The sequence below is a fragment of the Halomonas mongoliensis genome, from assembly GCF_052496345.1.
The window spans coordinates 1,297,104-1,317,771 of the sequence record NZ_CP199288.1 but is presented as its reverse complement, the minus strand read 5'-3'; the positions used below and the strand labels follow the sequence as shown (position 1 = coordinate 1,317,771).

21 protein-coding genes are annotated in these 20,668 nt (G+C 67.2%); 20 read left to right on the top strand and 1 reads right to left on the bottom strand.

The features are described from left to right. The first annotated feature begins 35 nt into the window (after positions 1-35). The 20 genes from ACRYRV_RS06120 (at position 36) to ACRYRV_RS06025 (ending at position 20,088) form a co-directional block, all read left to right on the top strand. Complete coding sequence (locus tag ACRYRV_RS06120) at positions 36-785, top strand: electron transfer flavoprotein subunit beta/FixA family protein (protein ID WP_444985655.1); 750 nt, start codon at positions 36-38, stop codon at positions 783-785. A gap of 14 nt (positions 786-799) precedes the next feature. Beyond that, complete coding sequence (locus tag ACRYRV_RS06115; protein WP_253448748.1) at positions 800-1,762, top strand: electron transfer flavoprotein subunit alpha/FixB family protein; 963 nt, start codon at positions 800-802, stop codon at positions 1,760-1,762. An 11-nt stretch (positions 1,763-1,773) separates the two neighbouring features. Further along, positions 1,774-3,291: a 3-hydroxyacyl-CoA dehydrogenase gene (locus tag ACRYRV_RS06110; protein WP_301271088.1), complete on the top strand. Its 1,518-nt coding sequence runs from the start codon at positions 1,774-1,776 to the stop codon at positions 3,289-3,291. A 67-nt stretch (positions 3,292-3,358) separates the two neighbouring features. Then, on the top strand, positions 3,359-4,132 hold the full coding sequence (locus tag ACRYRV_RS06105) for an ABC transporter ATP-binding protein (RefSeq protein ID WP_253448750.1): 774 nt from the start codon (positions 3,359-3,361) through the stop codon (positions 4,130-4,132). A 17-nt stretch (positions 4,133-4,149) separates the two neighbouring features. Continuing rightward, complete coding sequence (locus tag ACRYRV_RS06100; RefSeq protein WP_444986203.1) at positions 4,150-4,887, top strand: ABC transporter ATP-binding protein; 738 nt, start codon at positions 4,150-4,152, stop codon at positions 4,885-4,887. A 26-nt stretch (positions 4,888-4,913) separates the two neighbouring features. Then, positions 4,914-5,801, top strand: coding sequence for a branched-chain amino acid ABC transporter permease (locus tag ACRYRV_RS06095; RefSeq protein ID WP_253448753.1), 888 nt, complete (start codon positions 4,914-4,916; stop codon positions 5,799-5,801). A gap of 2 nt (positions 5,802-5,803) precedes the next feature. Continuing rightward, the gene (locus ACRYRV_RS06090; protein ID WP_253448755.1) at positions 5,804-6,793 is read left to right on the top strand and encodes a branched-chain amino acid ABC transporter permease; all 990 of its coding nucleotides are present in this window, start codon (positions 5,804-5,806) and stop codon (positions 6,791-6,793) included. Between the two features lie 27 nt (positions 6,794-6,820). Further along, positions 6,821-8,023, top strand: a complete 1,203-nt coding sequence (pcaF, locus tag ACRYRV_RS06085) for a 3-oxoadipyl-CoA thiolase (protein ID WP_253448758.1) — start codon at positions 6,821-6,823, stop codon at positions 8,021-8,023. 2 nt (positions 8,024-8,025) lie between these two features. Continuing rightward, a complete protein-coding gene (locus ACRYRV_RS06080) occupies positions 8,026-9,078 on the top strand; it encodes a zinc-binding dehydrogenase (RefSeq protein ID WP_253448761.1) in 1,053 nt (350 codons plus the stop codon). Positions 9,079-9,612: 534 nt separating this feature from the next. Then, positions 9,613-10,587: a catechol 1,2-dioxygenase gene (catA, locus tag ACRYRV_RS06075; RefSeq protein ID WP_444985656.1), complete on the top strand. Its 975-nt coding sequence runs from the start codon at positions 9,613-9,615 to the stop codon at positions 10,585-10,587. Positions 10,588-10,760: 173 nt separating this feature from the next. Further along, entirely contained in the window at positions 10,761-12,128 is a 1,368-nt protein-coding gene (locus tag ACRYRV_RS06070) for a Rieske 2Fe-2S domain-containing protein (protein ID WP_444985657.1), read from the top strand. Between the two features lie 32 nt (positions 12,129-12,160). Then, positions 12,161-12,649 carry a benzoate 1,2-dioxygenase small subunit gene (gene benB, locus ACRYRV_RS06065; RefSeq protein WP_444985658.1) on the top strand — a complete coding sequence of 163 codons (489 nt, stop codon included), beginning with the start codon at positions 12,161-12,163 and terminating at the stop codon, positions 12,647-12,649. 120 nt (positions 12,650-12,769) lie between these two features. Then, the gene (locus tag ACRYRV_RS06060; RefSeq protein WP_309637042.1) at positions 12,770-13,945 is read left to right on the top strand and encodes an ABC transporter substrate-binding protein; all 1,176 of its coding nucleotides are present in this window, start codon (positions 12,770-12,772) and stop codon (positions 13,943-13,945) included. A 66-nt stretch (positions 13,946-14,011) separates the two neighbouring features. After that, on the top strand, positions 14,012-14,872 hold the full coding sequence (locus ACRYRV_RS06055) for a branched-chain amino acid ABC transporter permease (RefSeq protein WP_086511520.1): 861 nt from the start codon (positions 14,012-14,014) through the stop codon (positions 14,870-14,872). Positions 14,873-14,884: 12 nt separating this feature from the next. Continuing rightward, complete coding sequence (locus tag ACRYRV_RS06050; protein WP_444985659.1) at positions 14,885-15,964, top strand: branched-chain amino acid ABC transporter permease; 1,080 nt, start codon at positions 14,885-14,887, stop codon at positions 15,962-15,964. A gap of 3 nt (positions 15,965-15,967) precedes the next feature. Continuing rightward, positions 15,968-16,747 (top strand): ABC transporter ATP-binding protein, encoded by a 780-nt coding sequence (locus ACRYRV_RS06045; protein WP_444985660.1) that lies wholly within the window; start codon positions 15,968-15,970, stop codon positions 16,745-16,747. Then, positions 16,744-17,505, top strand: a complete 762-nt coding sequence (locus ACRYRV_RS06040; protein ID WP_444985661.1) for an ABC transporter ATP-binding protein — start codon at positions 16,744-16,746, stop codon at positions 17,503-17,505. The genes ACRYRV_RS06045 and ACRYRV_RS06040 overlap by 4 nt, the downstream gene beginning before the upstream one ends. A gap of 32 nt (positions 17,506-17,537) precedes the next feature. Continuing rightward, complete coding sequence (locus ACRYRV_RS06035) at positions 17,538-18,749, top strand: benzoate/H(+) symporter BenE family transporter (protein WP_309637046.1); 1,212 nt, start codon at positions 17,538-17,540, stop codon at positions 18,747-18,749. Between the two features lie 66 nt (positions 18,750-18,815). Then, positions 18,816-19,637 carry a universal stress protein gene (locus ACRYRV_RS06030; RefSeq protein WP_444985662.1) on the top strand — a complete coding sequence of 274 codons (822 nt, stop codon included), beginning with the start codon at positions 18,816-18,818 and terminating at the stop codon, positions 19,635-19,637. A gap of 70 nt (positions 19,638-19,707) precedes the next feature. Continuing rightward, complete coding sequence (locus ACRYRV_RS06025) at positions 19,708-20,088, top strand: DUF6455 family protein (RefSeq protein WP_444985663.1); 381 nt, start codon at positions 19,708-19,710, stop codon at positions 20,086-20,088. A gap of 82 nt (positions 20,089-20,170) precedes the next feature. Here the strand turns inward: ACRYRV_RS06025 and ACRYRV_RS06020 are convergent, their stop codons facing one another. Beyond that, on the bottom strand, positions 20,171-20,590 hold the full coding sequence (locus ACRYRV_RS06020; RefSeq protein ID WP_444985664.1) for a hypothetical protein: 420 nt from the start codon (positions 20,588-20,590) through the stop codon (positions 20,171-20,173). Positions 20,591-20,668 lie beyond the last annotated feature (78 nt).

The following is a 20,668-nucleotide window of genomic DNA, read 5'->3' as shown; positions in this document are numbered from 1 at the left end:
CGGCGCACCCAACAACAAGCTACGGGAGATACGCCATGAAAGTCCTCGTCGCGGTCAAACGCGTCATCGACTACAACGTCAAGATCCGGGTCAAGCCGGACAATTCCGACGTCGACCTCACCAACGTCAAGATGGCCATGAATCCCTTCTGCGAGATCGCCGTGGAAGAGGCGGTGCGCCTGAAGGAGCGCGGGGTGGCCACCGAGATCGTCGCCGTGACGGTGGGCCCCAAGGCCGCCCAGGAGCAGCTGCGCACCGCCCTGGCGCTGGGTGCCGACAGCGCCATCCACGTCGAGACCGACGAGCGCGTCGAGTCGCTGGGCGCCGCCAAGGCGCTGGCCAAGCTGGTGGAAGAGGAGCAGCCGGGCCTGGTGATCCTCGGCAAGCAGGCCATCGACACCGACAACAACCAGACCGGCCAGATGCTGGCGGCCCTGACCGGCCTGCCCCAGGGCACCTTCGCCTCCGAGGTGGCCGTGGACGGTGAGAAGGTGCAGGTGACCCGCGAGATAGACGGCGGCCTGCAGACCATCGAGCTGACCCTGCCCGCCATCGTCACCACCGACCTGCGCCTCAACGAGCCGCGCTACGCCAAGCTGCCGGACATCATGAAGGCCAAGAAGAAGCCGCTGGACGTCAAGAGCCCGGCGGATCTCGGCGTCGAGGTGGCCTCGAAGGTCAAGCTGCTCAAGGTCGAGCCGCCGGCCGAGCGCCAGGGCGGCGTCAAGGTGGGCTCCGTGGATGAGCTGGTCGACAAACTGAAGAACGAAGCCAAAGTGCTTTGAAAGGAGCGGATCTCATGAGCATTCTGGTACTCGCTGAACATCACGACGGCGCCCTGGCCGGCGCCATCGCCCATGTGGTCGCCGCTGCCAAGCAGATTGTCAAAGAGAGTGGTGGCGATATCGATGTGCTGGTGGCCGGCGAAGGCGTCGCCGCCATCGCCGAGGCCGCCGCCAAGCTCGACGGCGTCTCCCGCGTTCGCGTGGCCGACCACGCCGCCTACGCCCACCTGCTGGCCGAGCCCACCGCGGCGCTGATCGCGGAGCTTGCCGCGGACTACAGCCACGTGCTGGCCTGTGCCTCCACCACCGGCAAGAACGTGCTGCCCCGGGTCGCCGCACTCAAGGACGTGGCGCAGATCTCCGAGATCATCGCGGTGGCGTCCCCGGACACCTTCAAGCGCCCGATCTACGCCGGCAACGCCATCGCCACCGTGCAGAGCGAGGACGCCCTCAAGGTGATCACCGTGCGCACCACCGGCTTCGATGCCTGCCCTGATAGAGGGACCGAGGGTGGCAGCGCCGCCGTCGAGGCGGTGGACCTGTCCTTCACGAAAGGGGCCGACAACGCCCAGTCCACCTTCCTCAAGGAGGAGCTGGCCCAGTCCGACCGCCCCGAGCTGGGGGCGGCCAAGGTGGTGATCTCCGGCGGCCGTGGCATGGGCAACGGCGAGAACTTCATGCTGCTCGACGGCATCGCCGACAAGCTGGGGGCGGCTATCGGTGCCTCGCGCGCCGCGGTGGACGCGGGCTTCGTGCCCAACGACATGCAGGTGGGCCAGACCGGCAAGATCGTCGCCCCGGACCTCTACATCGCCGTGGGCATCTCGGGTGCCATCCAGCACCTGGCCGGCATGAAGGACTCCAAGGTGATCGTCGCCATCAACAAGGACGAGGAGGCGCCGATCTTCCAGGTCGCGGACTATGGATTAGTGGCCGATCTCTTCCAGGCGCTGCCGGAACTCGAGAGCAAGCTCTAAGGAGGTGAGGCGTGTCGCAGTCAGCGAAAGAGAGGATCGGCGTCGTCGGCAGCGGCGTGATGGGGCGGGGTATCGTCCAGCTGTTCGCCGTGGCGGGCCACGAGGTGTGGCTGCATGACAGCCGTGAAGGGGCCATCGAGGAGGCACTGGGGTTCATCGGCGAGCTGCTGGAGCGCTCGGTGGCCAAGGGGCGCCTCTCGGCGGAAGAGCGTGAGGCGACGCTGGCCCGCATCCACCAAAGCGATGGCCTGGCCGGGCTTGCCGAGTGCGACCTGGTGATCGAGGCGATCGTCGAGAACCTGGAGGCCAAGCAGGCGCTGCTGCGTCAGCTGGAGGAGGTGGTCTCCCATGAGGCGATACTGGCCAGCAACACCTCGTCGCTGTCGGTGACGCGCCTCGCCAGCGCCTGCCGTCACCCCGAGCGGGTGGCAGGCTACCACTTCTTCAACCCCGTGCCGCTGATGAAGATCGTCGAGGTGGTGCGCGGCGAGCTGACCCGCCCCGAGGTGATCGCGCGGCTCGAGCGGCTGGCCCGGCAGGCCGGCCACTTCCCGGCGCTGACCCCGGACACCCCCGGGTTCCTGGTCAACCACGCCGGGCGCGCCTACGTCCCCGAGGCCCTGCGCCTGGTGGACGAGGGGATCGCCACGCCGGCGCAGATCGACCGGATCCTGACATTGAGCCTCGGCTTTCGCATGGGCCCCTTCGAGCTGCTGGACCTGATCGGCCTCGATGTGACCCATGCGGTGATGGAGTCGGTCTACCGCCAGTTCTATGACGACCCCTACTACACGCCCTCCTGGCAGGTGCCGCGTCGCATTGCCGCCGGCCTGCTGGGGCGCAAGAGCGGCGAGGGGTTCTACCGCTACGCGCAGGGCAAACGGCTCGAGCCGGACGTCGTGCCGCCGCCGGCGGTCCCCGTCACGCGCCCCTTCTGGCTGGATCGCCGGGAGCCCGAGTGGCGTGAGCGCATCGCCCGCCTGGCCGAGGCGGCCGGCTCGCGTCTGGAGGAGGGGGCGGGACCCTCGGAGGAGGCCATCTGCCTGGTGACACTCCAGGGGGAGACGGTCAGCGAGACCATCGCCGAGCGGGGCCTGCCGGCGGAGCGCACCCTGGCGCTTGAGACCCTGGCTGGCTTCGATGCCTGCCGGGTGCTGATGCGCCACCCCGCCATCGACGAGGCGGTGCTGGCCGAGGCGAGCGCGGCCCTCGGCGCCGATGGGGTGCCGGTGGAGGTGATTCACGACTCGCCGGGCTTCGTGGCCCAGCGCATCCTCGCCTTCATGGTCAATATCGGCAGCGAGATCGTGCGCCGCGGCGTGGCCGAGCCGGCCACCCTCGACCGTGCCGTCAAGCTGGCGCTGGGCTACCCGCAGGGTCCGCTGGCCTTCGGCGAGCGCTTCGGGCCCCAGACCTTCGCCCGGGTGCTCGGCTGCCTCCACGACCACTATGGCGAGCCACGCTATCGCGTCAGCCCCTGGCTGAAGCAGCGCATCGCGCTGGGACTTCCTTTATGCGAGTCACTATGACACCGGGTGCCCGGTGGCGCCCCTTTGCATCCGCTGCCTGATTATCAACAACGACAAGGGAATCAATATGGCAGATGAGTACATACTGGAAACTCGCGGGTTGACCAAGGAGTTTCGCGGCTTCACCGCCGTGGACGATGTCAACCTGCAGGTCCAGGAGGGGCATATCCATGCCCTGATCGGCCCCAACGGGGCGGGCAAGACCACGGTCTTCAACCTGCTCACCAAGTTCCTGCCGCCCACTCGCGGCGAGATCCTCTATCGCGGCAAGCCGATCACCGGCATGAAGGCCAACGAGATCGCCCGCCTGGGCCTCGTGCGCTCCTTCCAGATCTCCGCGGTGTTCGGCCACATGACCGCCATGGAGAACGTGCGCGTGGCGCTGCAGCGTCCCATGGGCACCTCCTTCCACTTCTGGAAGTCCGAACGCACCCTCGACCACCTCAACGACCGCGCCATCGAGCTGCTCGAGGAGGTGGGCCTGCGCGAGTACGCCGACGTGCTCACCGTGGAGATGCCCTACGGGCGCAAGCGGGCCCTGGAGGTCGCCACCACCCTGGCCATGGACCCCACCATGATGCTGCTCGACGAGCCGACCCAGGGCATGGGCGCCGAGGACGTCGACCGCATCGTCGAGCTGATCCGCCGGGTGGCCCGCGGGCGCACCGTGCTGATGGTGGAGCACAACCTCAGCGTGGTGAGCCGGCTGTGCGATCGCATCACCGTGCTGGCCCGCGGCGCGGTGCTGGCCGAGGGCGACTACGCCACCGTCTCCGCCGACCCGCGGGTCAAGGAGGCCTACATGGGCAGCGAAGCGGCGGAAGAGGAGGCCACGGCATGAACCAGGCAGCCCAGACGATGCAGGACCCGGCGCTCCAGTACCAGGACAACGACGGCGCCGAGATGCTCCGGGTCAGCGACCTGCACGCCTTCTACGGCGAGTCCCACATCCTTCACGGTGTCGATTTCAATGTGAAGCGCGGGGAGCTGGTGACCCTGCTCGGGCGCAACGGCGCCGGGCGCAGCACCACCCTCAAGTCGATCATGAACATGGTCGGCCGGCGCACCGGCTCGATCATGATCAACGGCAACGAGACCCTGGGCATGAAGGCCCACCGCATCCCGCGGCTGGGCATCGGCTACTGCCCCGAGGAGCGCGGCATCTTCGCCAGCCTCGACGTCGAGGAGAACCTGCTGCTGCCGCCCACGGTGCGCTCCGGCGGGATGTCGATCGACGAGATCTACGAGATGTTCCCCAACCTCTACGAGCGGCGGCGCAGCCAGGGCACCCGGCTCTCCGGGGGCGAGCAGCAGATGCTGGCCATGGCGCGGATCCTGCGCACCGGGGCGCGGCTGCTGCTGCTCGACGAGATCACCGAGGGGCTGGCGCCGGTCATTGTCCAGAAGCTCGGTGAGGTGCTGGTCAAGCTCAAGGAGCGCGGCATGACCATCGTGCTGGTGGAGCAGAACTTCCGCTTTGCCGCCCCCCTGGCCGACCGCCACTTCGTGATGGATCACGGCCTGATCGTCGAGGAGATCTCGGCGGCCGAGCTGCCGAGCAAGCGCGAGCATCTGCACACCCTGCTGGGCGTGTGAGCCGGCTCTAATAGGAGACTTTCGACATGACGATGATATTCGGGGTGCCGCTGGCGGTGTTCCTCGGCCAGCTCCTGCTCGGCCTGATCAACGGTGCCTTCTACGCCCTGCTCAGCCTGGGCCTCGCGGTGATCTTCGGCCTGCTGAAGATCGTCAACTTCGCCCACGGCGCCATGTACATGCTGGGGGCCTTCGCCACCCTGCTGGGCATGCGCTACCTGGGCATCAACTACTGGACGGCGTTGCTGCTGGCGCCGCTGATCGTCGGCCTGTTCGGCATGCTGCTCGAGCGCACCATGCTGCGCCGCATCGCCCATCTGGACCACCTCTACGGCCTGCTGCTGACCTTCGGCCTGGCGCTGATCTTCGAGGGGACCCTGGTCAACTTCTTCGGCGTCTCGGGCGCTCGCTACCCGACCCCCGAGCTGCTGCAGGGCGGCTTCCAGACCGGCTTCATGTTCCTGCCCAAGTACCGCGCCTTCGTGCTGGTGGCGGCCATCGCGGTCTGCCTCTTCACCTGGTACATGATCGAGCGCACGCGCCTCGGCGCCTATCTGCGCGCCGGCACCGAGAACCCGGCGCTGATGCAGGCCTTCGGCGTCAACGTGCCGCTCCTGATCACCCTCACCTATGGCTTCGGCGTGGCCCTGGCCGCCTTCGCCGGGGTGCTGGCCGCACCGCTCTACCCGGTGTCGCCCACCATGGGCTCGAACCTCTTGATCGTGGTCTTCGCGGTAGTGGTGATCGGCGGCATGGGCTCGATCCTCGGCGCCGTGCTCACTGGCCTCGGCATGGGGCTGATCGAGGGCCTGACCAAGGTGTACTACCCCGAGGCGGCCAACACCGTGATCTTCCTGGTGATGATCCTGGTGCTGCTGCTGCGACCCGCCGGCCTGTTCGGCAAGGAGGCATGACCATGTCCGCGACCCAGACTCAGACGCTGACCCCCTCCATGAAGCGCCAGCGGCGCGCCGATATGCGCCGCAACGTTTTCTACCTGGTGCTGATCGGCATCGGCCTGGTGGCGCCCTTCGTCGCCTACCCGGTGTTCCTGATGAAGGTGCTCTGCTTCGCGCTCTTCGCCTGCGCCTTCAACCTGCTGCTCGGCTATGCGGGGCTGCTCTCCTTCGGGCATGCCGCCTTCCTGGCCACCGGCGGCTATATCACCGGCTACCTGCTGGCCAGCTACCCGGGGCTGACCCCGGAGCTTGGCATCATCGCAGGCACCCTGGTCGCCGTGGCCCTGGGGGCGGTGTTCGGTGCCCTGTCGATCCGTCGCCAGGGCATCTACTTCGCCATGGTGACCCTGGCGCTGGCCCAGCTGGTGTTCTTCGTCTACGTCCAGTCGCCCTTCACCGGCGGTGAGGACGGCCTGCACGGGGTGCCGCGGGGCGAGCTGTTCGGCATCATCAGCCTGCGCAGCAACCTGGCGATGTACTACTTCGTGTTCGCCATCTTCCTGTTCGGCTTCGCTCTGATCCAGCGTGCGGTGCACTCGCCCTATGGCCAGGTGCTCAAGGCGATTCGCGAGAACGAGCCGCGGGCGATCTCGCTGGGCTACAACGTCGACGCCTACAAGCTGGTGGCCTTCGTCCTCTCCGCGGGCCTCGCCGGCCTGGCCGGCTCCACCAAGACGGTGGTCTTCCAGCTCGCTTCCCTGACCGATGCCCACTGGCACATGTCCGGCGAGGTGATCCTGATGACCCTGCTCGGCGGGGTGGGTACCCTGTTCGGCCCGGTGGTCGGCGCCGGCATCGTGGTCAGCCTGCAGCACATGCTGGCCCAGTCGCCCCTGGGCAACTGGGTGGGACCGATCCTCGGGGTGATCTTCGTGATCTGCGTGCTGAGCTTCCGCAGCGGCATCGTCGGCGAGATCCTCAAGTCCTACCGCAAGAACTTTAAATAAATCGCCGTGAATCACTTGGTGCTAGTTATGAATAGTGTCTACCTCTGTCACCCACGCCGCAGCGCCGTGGGGCGTTTCGGCGGCACCCTTTCCAGCGTGCGCCCCGACGACCTGGCGGCCGCCATCTTCAAGGCGGTGCTGGCCGAGACGCCGGATCTCGACCCTGCCGCCATCGAAGAGGTCTTCATGGGCTGCGCCAACCAGGCCGGCGAGGACAACCGCAATGTGGCGCGCATGGCGTCGCTGCTGGCGGGCCTGCCGGTATCCATCCCCGGCACCACCCTGAACCGCCTATGCGGCTCCGGCATGGACGCGGTGGGCACCGCCTTTCGCGCCATCAAGGCCGGCGAGATGGACCTGGCGCTGGCCGGCGGCGTGGAGTCGATGTCCCGGGCCCCCTACGTGATGGGCAAGGCCGACAGCGCCTTCTCCCGGGGCCAGCAGATCGAGGACACCACCATCGGCTGGCGCTTCATCAACCCGCTGATGCAGAAGGCCTACGGCGTCGACTCGATGCCGGAGACCGCCGAGAACGTCGCCGAGCAGTTCAAGATCTCCCGCGAGGACCAGGACGCCTTCGCCCTGCGCTCCCAGCAGAAGGCCGCCGCCGCCCAGGCCGCCGGCCGCTTCGCGCTGGAGATCACTGCCATCGAGATTCCGCGTCGCAAGCAGGAACCGCTGCGCTTCGACCAGGACGAGCACCTGCGCGCGACGACGCTCGAGAAGCTCGCCGCCCTGCCCGCCCCCTTCCGCGAGGGCGGCAGCGTCACCGCCGGCAACGCCTCCGGGGTCAACGACGGCGCCGCCGCCATGCTGGTGGCAAGCGCCGCCGCGGTGGAGAAGCACGGCCTCACCCCCATGGCGAAGATCCTCGGCATGGCCACTGCCGGCGTCGAGCCGCGCATCATGGGCATCGGCCCGGTGCCCGCGGTGCAGAAGCTACTCGCGCGCACCGGCGTGTCGCTGGACGAGATCGACGTGATCGAGCTCAACGAGGCCTTCGCCGCCCAGGCGCTCGCCTGCATGCGCGAGCTGGGGATCGCCGACGACGACCCCCGGGTCAACCCCAACGGCGGCGCCATTGCGCTGGGTCACCCGCTGGGCATGTCCGGCGCCCGCTTGCTGCTGACCGCGGCCCATGAGCTGCAGAAGAGCGGCAAGCGCTACGCCCTGTGCACCATGTGCGTAGGCGTGGGGCAGGGTATCGCCACGCTGCTGGAGAGGACCTGACCATGACCAACATCATGCAGAGCGTCGTGATCACCGGCCACGGCGGCAACGAGGTGGTCGAGGTCAGGCAGGGGGAGCGGCCTCGGCGACGGCCGGGCGAGGCGCTGGTGCGCCTCGAGGCGGGCACCCTCAATCAGGTCGATCTCTACATGCGCAACAGCGGTGCGGGCATCACCCACGAGCTGCCGCTGGTGATGGGGCTGGACGGCGCCGGCATGGTGGAGGCCATCGAGGAGGGCGAGACGCGCCTGACGGTGGGCCAGCAGGTGGTGGTCTTTCCCAACCTGACCTGCGGGCGGTGCGAGTTCTGCCAGCGGGGCGACGACGTGCTCTGCACCCGCATGAAGCTCATGGGCGAGCATGTGGACGGCACCTTCGCCCAGTGGCTCAGCGTGCCGGTGGAGAACCTCTTCCCCATGCCCGCGCACCTGGACTTCGTGCAGGCCGCGGCCCTGGGGGTCAACTACCTCACCGCCTGGCGGATGCTCTTCACCCGGGCGCAGCTGAAGCCCTGGGAGACCGTGCTGGTGTTCGGCGTCGGCGGCGGCGTGTCGCTCGCCGCCATGCAGCTCGCCGCCAGCATCGGCGCCCGGGTGATCGTCACTTCCCGGGAGGATGACAAGCTCCAGCGGGCCCTGGCGCTGGGCGCACACGAGGCGATCAACGGCAGGACCGAGGAGGTGGCCCGGCGCGTGATGGCGCTGACCGATGGCCGCGGCGTGGATGTGGTGGTCGAGAACGTCGGCGAGGCCGTCTGGGCCTCGGCCATGAAGTCGCTGGTGCGCGGTGGGCGCCTGGTGACCTGCGGGGCAACTTCGGGGGACCAGCCGCCGGCGGACCTTAAGCGGATCTTTATCCGCCAGCTGCAGATCATCGGCTCCACCAGCGGCAACGCCGCGGAGTTCCGGGAGCTGCTCGCCTACGTGGAGCGCCACGGGATCACCCCCGTCATCGACAGCGTCTATCCGCTGGCGGCCATTCACGAGGCGCTGGATCGCCTCGTGTCGGGGAGCCGAATGGGCAAGGTGGGGCTGGCCCTGCAGCCGAGTGGCTAAGAGGGAGCATCAGGCTCCTGACAAGGCGTGAAGTGTTTTCTCTCGGCCGGGGACGACCGGCGGCTTGGCGACGGACAACCCCGTCGCCTTTTTTGTCGGCGTCATCGCCCATTATGCTTTTGTCGCAGGCTTGGCGCCCCGCAGGGTTGACGGAGCGTGACTTCGCCCCAGGCCGGTGCTGCCGGAGCGCCGCCAATCCCGCTATTTGATGCCGTCTCGCCACCGGGCGTGCCCGCCTCGTTGTCGTGCGGCGGCGTCCCGGCGCCGTCGAGCCTGCGGCTCCCCTGGATAATTCACTGGGAAATCATGGATTTTTCCTCGTCGGCCCGGGCGGGGAGGAGGGGAGTGTGGCAGGGCAGGTCGATACCTCAGGGGTATGGCGGGGTACCCATTCGATATTGGTTGGGACTTGCGGCGAGCGCCAGAATCTCCTCGACACCCAGCAAAGCGGACATCAGAGCCGCCCGATTGATGGCCTTGCACTCCCCCTGACGCAGCGCAGGGCACAATGACAATGACGAGGAGATGACCACCATGACCGTAAAGATTTTCGACACCCCCGAAGTTCAGGACTTCCTGAAGACCATCGCCGGCTTCGACCAGAAGGGCGGCAACGACCGCGCCAAGCAGATCGTCCATCGCCTGATCTCCGACCTCTTCAAGCTGATCGACGACTTCGACGTCACCGAGGAGGAGTACTGGTCCGCGGTCAACCTGCTCAACGCCCTGGGCGGCCAGACCCAGTTCGGCCTGCTCTCGCCGGGCCTGGGCTTCGACCACTATCTGGACATGCGCCGGGACGCCATCGACGCCGAGGCCAAGCGCACCGGTGGCACCCCGCGCACCATCGAGGGTCCGCTGTATGTGGCCGGCGCCCCGGAGGCCGAAGGCTTCGCGCGCATGGATGACGGCAGCGACCCGGATGCCGAGGTGATGTGGCTGACCGGCCAGGTGCGCGACGTGGACGGCAACCCGATCCCCGGCGCCAAGGTCGAGATCTGGCACTGCAACTCCAAGGGCGGCTACTCCTTCTTCGACAAGACCCAGAGCGAGTACAACATGCGCCGCACCATCTACGCGGACAGTGAAGGCCGCTACACCGCGCGCAGCATCATCCCGTCCGGCTACGGCGTGCCGGAAGGCGCCCCCACCGACGTGGTGCTGAAGTCCCTGGGCCGTCACGGCGAGCGTCCGGCGCATATCCACTACTTCATCTCCGCGCCGGGCCACCAGCACCTGACCACCCAGATCAACCTGGCGGGCGACCCCTACACCTTCGACGACTTCGCCTTCGCCACCCGCGAGGAGCTGGTGGTACCGGCCGAGCGCATCGAGGACGCGGGCGAGATCGCCAAGCGCGAGCTGGACGGTCCCTTCTCCGAGGTGGTGTTCGACATCGAGCTGGCCAAGACCGACAAGCCCGAGCTGCAGACCCGTCACGCCCGTCCCCGCGCCAAGGAAGACGAGCAGGACCAGGCCAGCCAGCTGGCCGGCACCGCCAAGGTCTGAGCCCCAGCCCCTGACCCCCGCGTCGGCCCCGGCCGACGCAACCCCCCAGATTCGCAGAATGCATGTCTCGCCATGGCGGCTCGCCGCCATGGGTTGGGGGAGCCTTGGCTTCCGCCAGCACGAGACATGCCTGACACAGACAGCGTCTCCCACGAGACCCAGGAGTTCCGATCATGACCAGCAAGCTTGATCAACTCGAAGCGCGCGTCCGCGGCGCCGTCGTCGACGACGCCGAGCAGGGCATCTTCCGCTGCCACCGCAGCATGTTCACCGACTCGGCCTTCTTCGAGCTCGAGATGAAGCACGTCTTCGAAGGCAACTGGCTGTTTCTGGCCCACGAGAGCCAGATCAGTGAGCCGGGCGACTACATGACCGTGACCATGGGCCGTCAGCCGGTGGTCATCACCCGCGACAAGGCAGGCGAGCTGCACGCCCTGATCAACGCCTGTGCCCACCGCGGCGCCACCCTGTGCCGCCGCAAGCGCGGCAACAAGGGCACCTTCACCTGCCCCTTCCACGGCTGGACCTTCAAGAACGACGGCAAGCTGCTCAAGGCCAAGAACGAGAAGGTGGGCGCCTACCCGGACGGCTTCAAGCAGGAGGGCTCCCACGACCTCAAGCGCGTGCCGCGCTTCGAGAGCTACAAGGGCTTCCTGTTCGGCAGCCTGAGCGAGGACGTTCAGCCCCTCGACGACTATCTCGGGGAAACGAAGAAGATTATCGACAATATCGTCGACCAGGCGCCGGAAGGCCTGGAAGTGCTGCGCGGCACCTCCTCCTACACCTTCAAGGGCAACTGGAAGCTGCAGGCCGAGAACGGCGCCGACGGCTACCACGTCAGCACCGTGCACTGGAACTACGCCTCCACCATGGATCGTCGCAACTACGACGCCGGCGGCACCAAGGCGGTGGACGCCGACGGCTGGTCCAAGAGCCAGGGCGGCTTCTACTCCTACGAGAACGGCCACATGCTGCTGTGGACCCGCCTGCTCAACCCCGAGGTGCGCCCGGTCTACCAGCAGAAGGAGTGGATCCAGGAGCAGTTCGGCGAGGCGCGTGCCGATTCCATCGTCAACCAGACCCGCAATCTCTGCCTCTACCCCAACGTCTACCTGATGGACCAGTTCTCCACGCAGATCCGCGTACTGCGCCCGATCAGCGTCGACGAGACCGAGGTGACCATCTACTGCTTCGCGCCCAAGGGCGAGTCCGCCGAGAACCGTCGCGTGCGCATCCGCCAGTACGAGGACTTCTTCAACGTCTCCGGCATGGGCACCCCGGACGACCTCGAGGAGTTCCGCGGCTGTCAGGACGGCTACCACGGCGCCCTGGCCGAGTGGAACGACCTCTCCCGCGGGGCCAAGCAGTGGATCGAAGGCGCCGACGACAACGCCCGCGCCATCGACATGCAGCCGCTGCTCAGCGGCGCCTCGCCGGAAGATGAAGGCCTCTACGTGCTGCACCACAAGCACTGGGTCGAGGAGATGCTGCGCGCCATCGAGAAGGAGCGCAGCCAGTTTATCGCCACCCAGACCGCCTGAGTCCGGCCCGTACCGAGAAGGGGAGAAGAGAGATGAGCCTTAGCTACCAAGAGATCCAGGCCTTCCTGTACCGCGAGGCGCGCCTGCTCGACGACCGTGAGTGGGACGAGTGGCTGACCTGCTACAGCAAGGACGTCGAGTTCTGGATGCCGGCGTGGGACGACGACGACCAGCTGACCCGGGACCCGCACAGCGAGATCTCGCTGATCTACTACCCGAGCCGCGAGGGTCTCGAGGACCGGGTCTACCGGATCAAGACCGAGCGCAGCGGGGCGAGCACGCCGGAGCCGCGCACCACCCACCAGATCACCAACATCGAGGTGCTCAAGGAGGTGGACGGCAAGGTGGAGCTGCGCTTCAACTGGCAGACCCTGAATCACCGCTACAAGGAGACCCAGACCTTCTTCGGGGCCTCCTTCTACACCCTGGACGTGTCGGGCGAGTCACCGCTGATCACCCGCAAGGTAGTGCAACTCAATAACGACTATATCCACCAGGTCATCGATATCTATCACGTCTGAGATATCTATCACGTCTGAGATGGACGATGGCAGTGCGGCAGGGACGCCGCCTCGATAACAAGCGACTCAATAACAAGCAAAGGCCCCAAGCCTTCACCTCTGATCATCCGGTAAAACACAATGAAAACCACCTTCAAGAAGTGCGCCCTGACCTCCCTGATCGCCGCCGGCATGGCCGTGGGCAGCGCCGCCCACGCCAGCGACAACGGTGCCGTCAAGCTCGGCCTGATGCTGCCCTATACCGGCACCTACACCGCCCTGGGCGAGGCGATCACCAACGGCCTGGAACTGGCCATTGCCCAGCATGGCGACCGGCTCGGAGGCCGCGATGTCCAGACCATCAAGCTCGACTCCGAGGCCAACCCCTCGCGGGCCCCCCAGAACATGAGCCGCCTGGTACGCGGCGACAACGTCGACTTCGTGATCGGCCCGGTGCACTCCGGCGTGGCCATGGGCATGCTGCGGGTGGCTCAGCAGACCGGCGCCATCACCATCATTCCCAATGCCGGACTGGGGGCGGCCACCAACGAGCTGTGCATGCCCAACGTCTTCCGCACCTCCTTCAGCATGTGGCAGGACAGCTACCCCATGGGCAAGGTGGCCTACGAGATGGGCCACCGCCGCGTTGTCACCATCACCTGGGACTATGCCGGCGGCAAGGAGGACATTGCCGGCTTCGAGGAGGCCTTCACCGAGGCCGGCGGCGAGATCGTGCGCCAGATCCTGGTGCCCTTCCCGAGCACCGAGTTCCAGAGCTACCTGGCCCAGATCGCAAGCGACAGGCCCGATGCTGTCTACACCTTCTTCGCCGGGGGCGGCGGCGTGAGCTTCGTGCGCGACTACGACGCGGCCGGGCTCAAGGACTCCATTCCGCTGCTCGGCTCCGGCTTTCTCACCGACGGCAACCTGGCCGCCATCGGCGAGGCGGGGGAGGGCGTCATGACCACCCTGCACTACGCCGAGACCCTGGATACCCCCCAGAACCGCGCCTTCGTCGAGGCCTATCAGGAGGCCTACGGCCAGATGCCCGACACCTATGCGGTGCAGGGCTACGACACCGGCATGATGCTGGTCCAGGCCATGGAGGCCGTGGGGGGTGACACCTCCGACCGCGAGCGGCTGATCCAGGCGCTGGCCAATGTCCAGCTGGACAGCCCGCGGGGGCCGATGAGCTTCTCCGCCTCCCACCACCCCATCCAGAACGTCTACCTGCGCGAGATCCGCAATGGCAAGCATGAGGTCGTCGGCATCGCCCACGAGAACCTCGAGGTGCCGGACGAAGCCTGCCGCATGTAACGGCTGCCTCTTGGATAACGGGGCGGGCGTCGCTCGCCCCTTCATCGCGACTCTTGGAGGGGTCTCATGGATCTCGCATTCTTCGGCGTGCAGCTGCTCAACGGGCTTCAGTACGGCCTGCTGCTGTTCCTGATCGCCAGCGGTCTCACGCTCATCTTCGGCATCATGGGCATCATCAACCTGGCCCATGGCGCCATGTACATGATCGGCGCCTACCTGGTCTACGACCTGACCTTTCGCCTCGGCAACTTCTGGCTGGCGATCCTGGTGGCGATCCCCATCGCCATCGCGCTCGGCCTGATCATCGAGCGGCTCTTTCTCGATACGCTCTACAAGCGTGACCACCTCTACCAGGTGCTGCTGACCTTCGGCCTGATCCTGGTGCTCAACGAGATGCAGCGCATCATCTGGGGGGGCGACGTGCACAGCGTGCCGATCCCGGAGCTCTTCAGCGGGCGCATCCAGCTCACCGACAACCTGCAGTACTCCCACTACCGGCTGTTCGTGATGGGCGTCTGCCTGGCGCTGGCCGGGGTGATCTACTGGGTCATCCGCCATACCCGGCTCGGCATCATCATCCGCGCCGGCGCGGTCAATCGCGACATGGTGGAGGGGCTCGGCATCAATGTGCGCACCCTCTTCACCCTGATCTTCAGCGTAGGGGTGGCGCTTACCGCCTTCGCCGGGATGATCGCCGCGCCGCTCACCTCCATCGCCCCGGGCATGGGGGACAGCATCCTGATCACCTGCTTCGTGGTCGTCGTCATCGGGGGCATCGGCTCGATCAAGGGCGCCTTCTGGGGCGCGATCCTGATCGGCATGGCCGAGACCTTCGGCTCGGTCCTGATTCCCAGTCTGGCCAGCATGGTCATCTACCTGATCATGGCCGCCGTGCTGCTGGTCAAGCCACGCGGGCTGTTTGCCTGAGGGAGAATTGACATGTTGCATCGCTATCCCAAGCGCGTCGTCATCATCATGCTGGTGCTGACCGCCTTCGTTGCCATCTTTCCGCTGTGGGGGCCGCTCGTGTTCGGCGCCCAGAGCGACTTCATGATGGAAAAGATGACCCTGATGCTGATCCTGGCGCTGTTCGCCATGAGCCTGGATCTGCTGGTGGGGATCGTCGGCCTGGTCAGCCTCGGCCACGCCCTCTTCTTCGGCCTCGGTGCCTACACCCTGGCGCTGGCCAGTCCCGCCTTCAGCCCTGCCGCCATCTGGTGGATGATGCCGCTGGTGATGCTGATCTCGGCCCTGGCCGCGCTGGTGGTGGGCTTCCTGGTCATCCGCACCAAGGGCATCTTCTTCATCATGACCACCCTGGCCTTCGGCCAGATGCTCTACTACTTCGTCAACACCTCGCGACATACCGGGGGCACCGACGGAGTCTTCATCATGTTCCGGCCCAGCGTGGAGATCGGCGGCACCGTGCTGCTCGACCTCGACAACCCGCTGACCTTCTTCTATGTCTGCCTGGCCATGGTGGTGGTGGGCTACCTCTTCCTGCGCTGGCTGACGCGCTCCTTCTATGGCCAGGTGCTCGACGGCATCCATGACAACGAGCACCGCATGGAGGCGCTGGGCTATGCCACCAGCCACTACAAGCTGGTCGCCTTCGTGATCTCCGGGGTGATGGCCTCCATCGCCGGCATGCTGGCGGCCATGCAGTACGGCTTCGCCAACCCGGCGCAGCTCGGCTGGCACACCTCAGGCGAGGTGCTGATGATGCTGATCCTGGGCGGCATGGGCACCATCTTCGGCCCCATCCTCGGCGCCTTCGTCTACGAGATCCTGCAGCACACCTTCGAGCACATGACCACCCACTGGCCGATTCTGATGGGCATCACCATCATCCTCGCCGTGCTGGTGCTGCCCCGCGGCATCGCCGGGCTGATCATCGACCCGCCGAATCGCGAGTCGCTGGCCAAGTCGCCGCTGCTGAAGTGGCTGAAGCGTGAGCCGACCGCCACGCCACCCGAGGCGGCCAAGCCTGCCGTATCTACCACCAGCAAGGAGGGCTGAGCCATGAGTTCCACCCCACAGCACGGTGCACTGCTGGAGACCCGCGGCCTGACCCGCCGCTTCGGCGGCCTGGTGGCGGTCAACGACGTCGACTTCACGCTCCGCCAGGGCGAGATCCACGCCATTCTCGGCCCCAACGGGGCGGGCAAGAGCACCCTGATCAACCTGCTCTCAGGGGAGTTCCCGCCCTCCGAAGGCGAGATCCTCTTCCAGGGGCAGCCGATCCAGGGCAGGAAGGCGCGCCAGATCGCCCGGATGGGCATCGGCCGCAGCCACCAGAAGACCAACATCTTCCCGCGCCTCACCTGCCTGCAGAACTGCCAGCTGGCGGCGCGCATCCACCTGGGCGGCGTCTTCGGCAGCTGGCGTTCGCGCCACCGGGCCCTCGAGGTGGACCAGCGCGCCCTGGAGGTGTTGGAGACCTGCCAACTGGTGCATCGCGCCCATACCCCGGCCTCGGCGATGAGCTACGGCGAGCAGCGCCAGCTGCAGATCGCCATGGTGCTAGCCACCGCGCCCAAGCTGATGCTGCTCGACGAGCCCATGGCCGGCATGGGCCGCGAGGAGACCGCCCAGGTCACCGAGCTGCTCAAGGGGCTCTCGGACCGCTATCCGCTGGTGCTGATCGAGCACGACATGGACTCGGTGTTCCGCCTGGCCGATCGCATCACCGTGATGGTCGACGGCTGCGTGCTGGAGACCGGTCCCACCGCCCAGATCCGGGCAAGCGAACGGGTTCGGGATGTCTACCTTGGCCGTCACCATGAGGAGTCCGCCGCATGAGCGCTCTATCCATAACCAATCCGCGGGCTTCCGCCTCGGGGGCTTCGGCCCCGCTGATCGATGCGCGGGGCCTGCACACCTACTACGGCGAGAGCCATGTCCTGCATGGCGTCGACCTGCGCCTGATGCCCGGCGAGACCCTGAGCCTGATGGGACGCAACGGCATGGGCAAGACCACCACCCTGAAGTCGATCCTCGGCTTCGTGCCGCCGCGGGAGGGCGAGGTCAGCATCAAGGGCAAGCCCACCGCCAGGCGGCGCCCGTGGCAGCTGATCCGCCAGGGCATCGGCTACGTGCCCGAGGGGCGCGGCATCTTCCCCGGCATCAGCGTGCGCGAGCACCTGATCATGGCGGCGCGCCCCAACGAGCGCGGCGAATCGCCGTGGACCCTCGAGCGGGTGCTGGACACCTTCCCGCGGCTCGGCCAGCGCATCAATCACGACGGCTCCTTCCTCTCCGGGGGCGAGCAGCAGATGCTCTCCATCGGCCGGGCGCTGACCACCAACCCCGACATGGTCATCCTGGACGAGGCCACCGAGGGCCTGGCGCCGCTGATCCGTGACGAGATCTGGAAGATCATCCGCGAAATCAAGGCCTCCGGCATCGCCAGCATCATCGTCGACAAGAACATCGACAACCTGCTGGAGGTGGCCGACAAGCACCTGCTGCTGGTCAAGGGCGAGGTGGTCTACAGCGGTGACTCCCAGGGGCTCAGGGAGGATCCGTCGATACTCGACACTCATCTTGGCGTCGCCTGACGCCCAGCCTGCTACACAACACGGAGCCAATGATGCAATTACACAAGGACTGGTCGATCCCCGCCGTCACGGCGGGCTTCGTGGCGGTGCTGATCTCCTACGCGGGGCCCCTGGCGATCTTCTTCCAGGCCGCCCAGAGCGCGGAGATCTCCACGGCCATGATGACCTCCTGGGTCTGGGCGATCTCCATCGGCGCCGCCGCCTCCGGCATCCTGCTCAGCCTGTGGCTGAAGGTGCCGGTGGTGACGGCCTGGTCGGCACCGGGAACGGCGCTGCTGGTCACCCTGTTCCCGGGCCTGTCGCTCAATGAGGCGGTGGGGGCCTACCTCACCGCCGCGGCGATTATCTTTGTGGTGGGCATCACCGGCTCCTTCGACCGCATCGTCCAGGCGATCCCGCCGGGCATCGCCAGCGCCATGATGGCGGGCATCCTGTTCCAGTTCGGCGTGGGGGTCTTCGTCTCTCTGGAGTCGGTGCCGGCGCTCGCCATCGGCATGGTGATCGCCTACCTGGCCTTCAAGCGGCTCACACCGCGCTACAGCCTGATCCTGCTGCTGATCGTCGGCGTGGCGCTGGCCGTGGTGCTGGAGGGCGCGAGCCTGCAGGGCGTGTCGGTGAGGATGGCCGAGCCGCAGTTCATCCGCCCCGAATGGACCTGGAACGCGACGCTCAGCCTGGCGATCCCGCTGGTGCTGGTCAGTCTCACCGGGCAGTTCCTGCCGGGCATGGCGATCCTGCGCACCTCCGGCTACAGCACGCCGGCCAAGCCCATCGTCACCGTGACCAGCCTGACCTCCTTTGCCACCGCCTTCTTCGGCGGCATCACCACGGTGGTGGCGGCCATCACCGCGGCGATCTGTACCAGCAAGGAGGCCCACGAGGATCCCGACAAGCGCTACGTGGCCGGGGTGGCCAACGGCCTCTTCTACCTGGTGGGCGGCACCTTCGCCGGCACCATCGTGCTGCTCTTTACCTCCCTGCCCGGCGAGTTCGTGGCGATCCTGGCGGGGCTGGCGCTGATCGGCGCCATCACCAGCAACGTTAGCGCTTTCTCCGCCCACAGGGACCACCTGGAGGCCTCGGTGATCACCTTTATCGCCACCGCCTCCGGGATCAGCTTCCTGGGGCTTGGCTCCGCCTTCTGGGGCGTGGTGGTGGGGGCCCTGGCCTACCAGCTGCTGCATCGCCCCTTCACGCTGTCGCGGCGGGATGCCACTGCGGCGGCTTCCGAGAAGCAACAATAGGCGCCAGGCGCCACGTACAGACGGTTCGGGGCACTCCGCTGCCCCGTACCCATGAGGAGAGTCCAGATGCAGACGTTCTATGTAGCCATGGATGAGACCGATGATTCGCTGAGGGGCCTGGCCCTGGGGCGACGCCTGGCGGCCCAGCGGGGGACCCCCCTGGAGATAGTCTCCGTGGTGGCCGACGGGGCTCAGGCCGATCGGCGCCGGGAGGCCCTGACGTCACGCCTCGGCCGCGAGCTGGGGGCAGAGGCCGACAATATCGCCATCGGCGTGGTGGTCGATGACAGTGCCAAGGATGCCCTGGCCAGGCTGGCGGACCGTGAGGAGGTGGGGCTGTGCATGGGGGCCCACGGCCGTCGCCCTGTCCCCGAGATGCTGATCGGCAGCGTCACCGCCGGGGTGGTGCGCCGCGCCAGTCGCCCGGTCCTGCTGTGCGGGCCCCGCTACGCGCCCGAGCGTCACGCCCGAGTGGAGGTGGTCATGGCCTGCGTGGATGGCTCTGCGCTCTCCGAGGCGATACTGCCCCATGCGGTGGCGCTGGCCGAGGGTTTCGGGGCGCGCCTGCAGCTGCTGCAGGTGATCGACGCCAGCGCCATGGCCGCCGCCGCGGGGGAGGGCGGCTCGGGGGACGTGATGGAGTCCGGCTATGTACACGGCCTGGCGCGGCGGCTGGAGAGAGAACATCATATCGAGGCGGACTGGGAGGTGCTTCACGGTGATCCGGCCGATGCCATCGTCAGCTACCTGGCCGACAGTCGCGATGTCCTGCTGGCGATGACCACTCACGGGCGCAGCGGCCTCTCCCAAGTGGTGGCCGGCAGCGTCAGCCACGAGGTGCTCCACGAGGCGTGCTGCCCGGTGGCGGTGCTCAGGCCAAAGGGCTGATGCGGATCAATTTCTGGCCTTCTGAGGTGGGCTAGGCTGGGAGGATCGAATCACCAACGAGGGGTTCCCCATGCTCGCTATCACCTCTGCCATGCGCCGCGTGGCCCACGCCTGGCGCTGCCGCCAGCAGCGCCAGGCCTGGAACGCCCTGGACGCTGACCAGCAGGAGCTGCGGCTGCGCGACCTGGGGCTGGCACGCCTCGACGAATCGCTCTTCTGGTCCGGGGAGCGCTCGCCCCTGGAGCAGCTGCCGCGCATGATGGACGTGTACGGCGTCGAGCATGCCGACACCATCCTGGCCGGCCCCGGCGTGCGCCGCGACCTGGAGCGGGTCTGCTCGCGCTGCCCGGAGAAGGCCCGCTGCAAGCGGGTGCTGGCCAGCGAGCCGGCCGCCGAGGCGTGCGGCTTCTGCCCCAACGCGGCGACGCTGGAGGCGCTGCGGCGTCACTGAGTCGTCGACGCTCCCTTGCCATCATCACGAACGAAATGACCCGCCGAGGCGGGTCATCTTCGTTCTGGCGTCGGCGGAGCCGCTAGCGGGGGGCGTCCCGCTCGCTTCCAGGGCGCTCGTCTTCTCTTACCTCGTAGTCCCCCTCCAGCACCTGCTGTTCGCGGTAGCTGCCGTCTGCGCCCTGGGTCTCGCGATAGCGAGTCTCACGGTAGTGGAAGCCGCCGCCCGCATCCTCGGCCTGGTCGGCGCGCATCTGCTCCATGCGCTTCTTTAGCCGGTAGCGCAGCAGAGGCATCAGCGCCCACCCCAGCAGCAGGAAGAAGAGCCCCAGCACCAGGGCGACGATCATCATGGCGCCGAACAGCAGCCAGGCCAGCAGCATCTTGAGGCTGTCGAGCAGGCCGCCGCCCCGGCTCTGGCGGGCGCGCTGCTGCCACTGCTGGGCGGTGCGCCAGGCGATATTGCGGCGCGGATCCTGGTGGGGCCCCTGGGAGTCACTCATCAACGTCTCCGGTAGAGCGGCGTCTGGCGCCGCGTAAGTGGCTGCCTCTTGGAGAAGCCGTGCCCCGTTTTGTTCCCG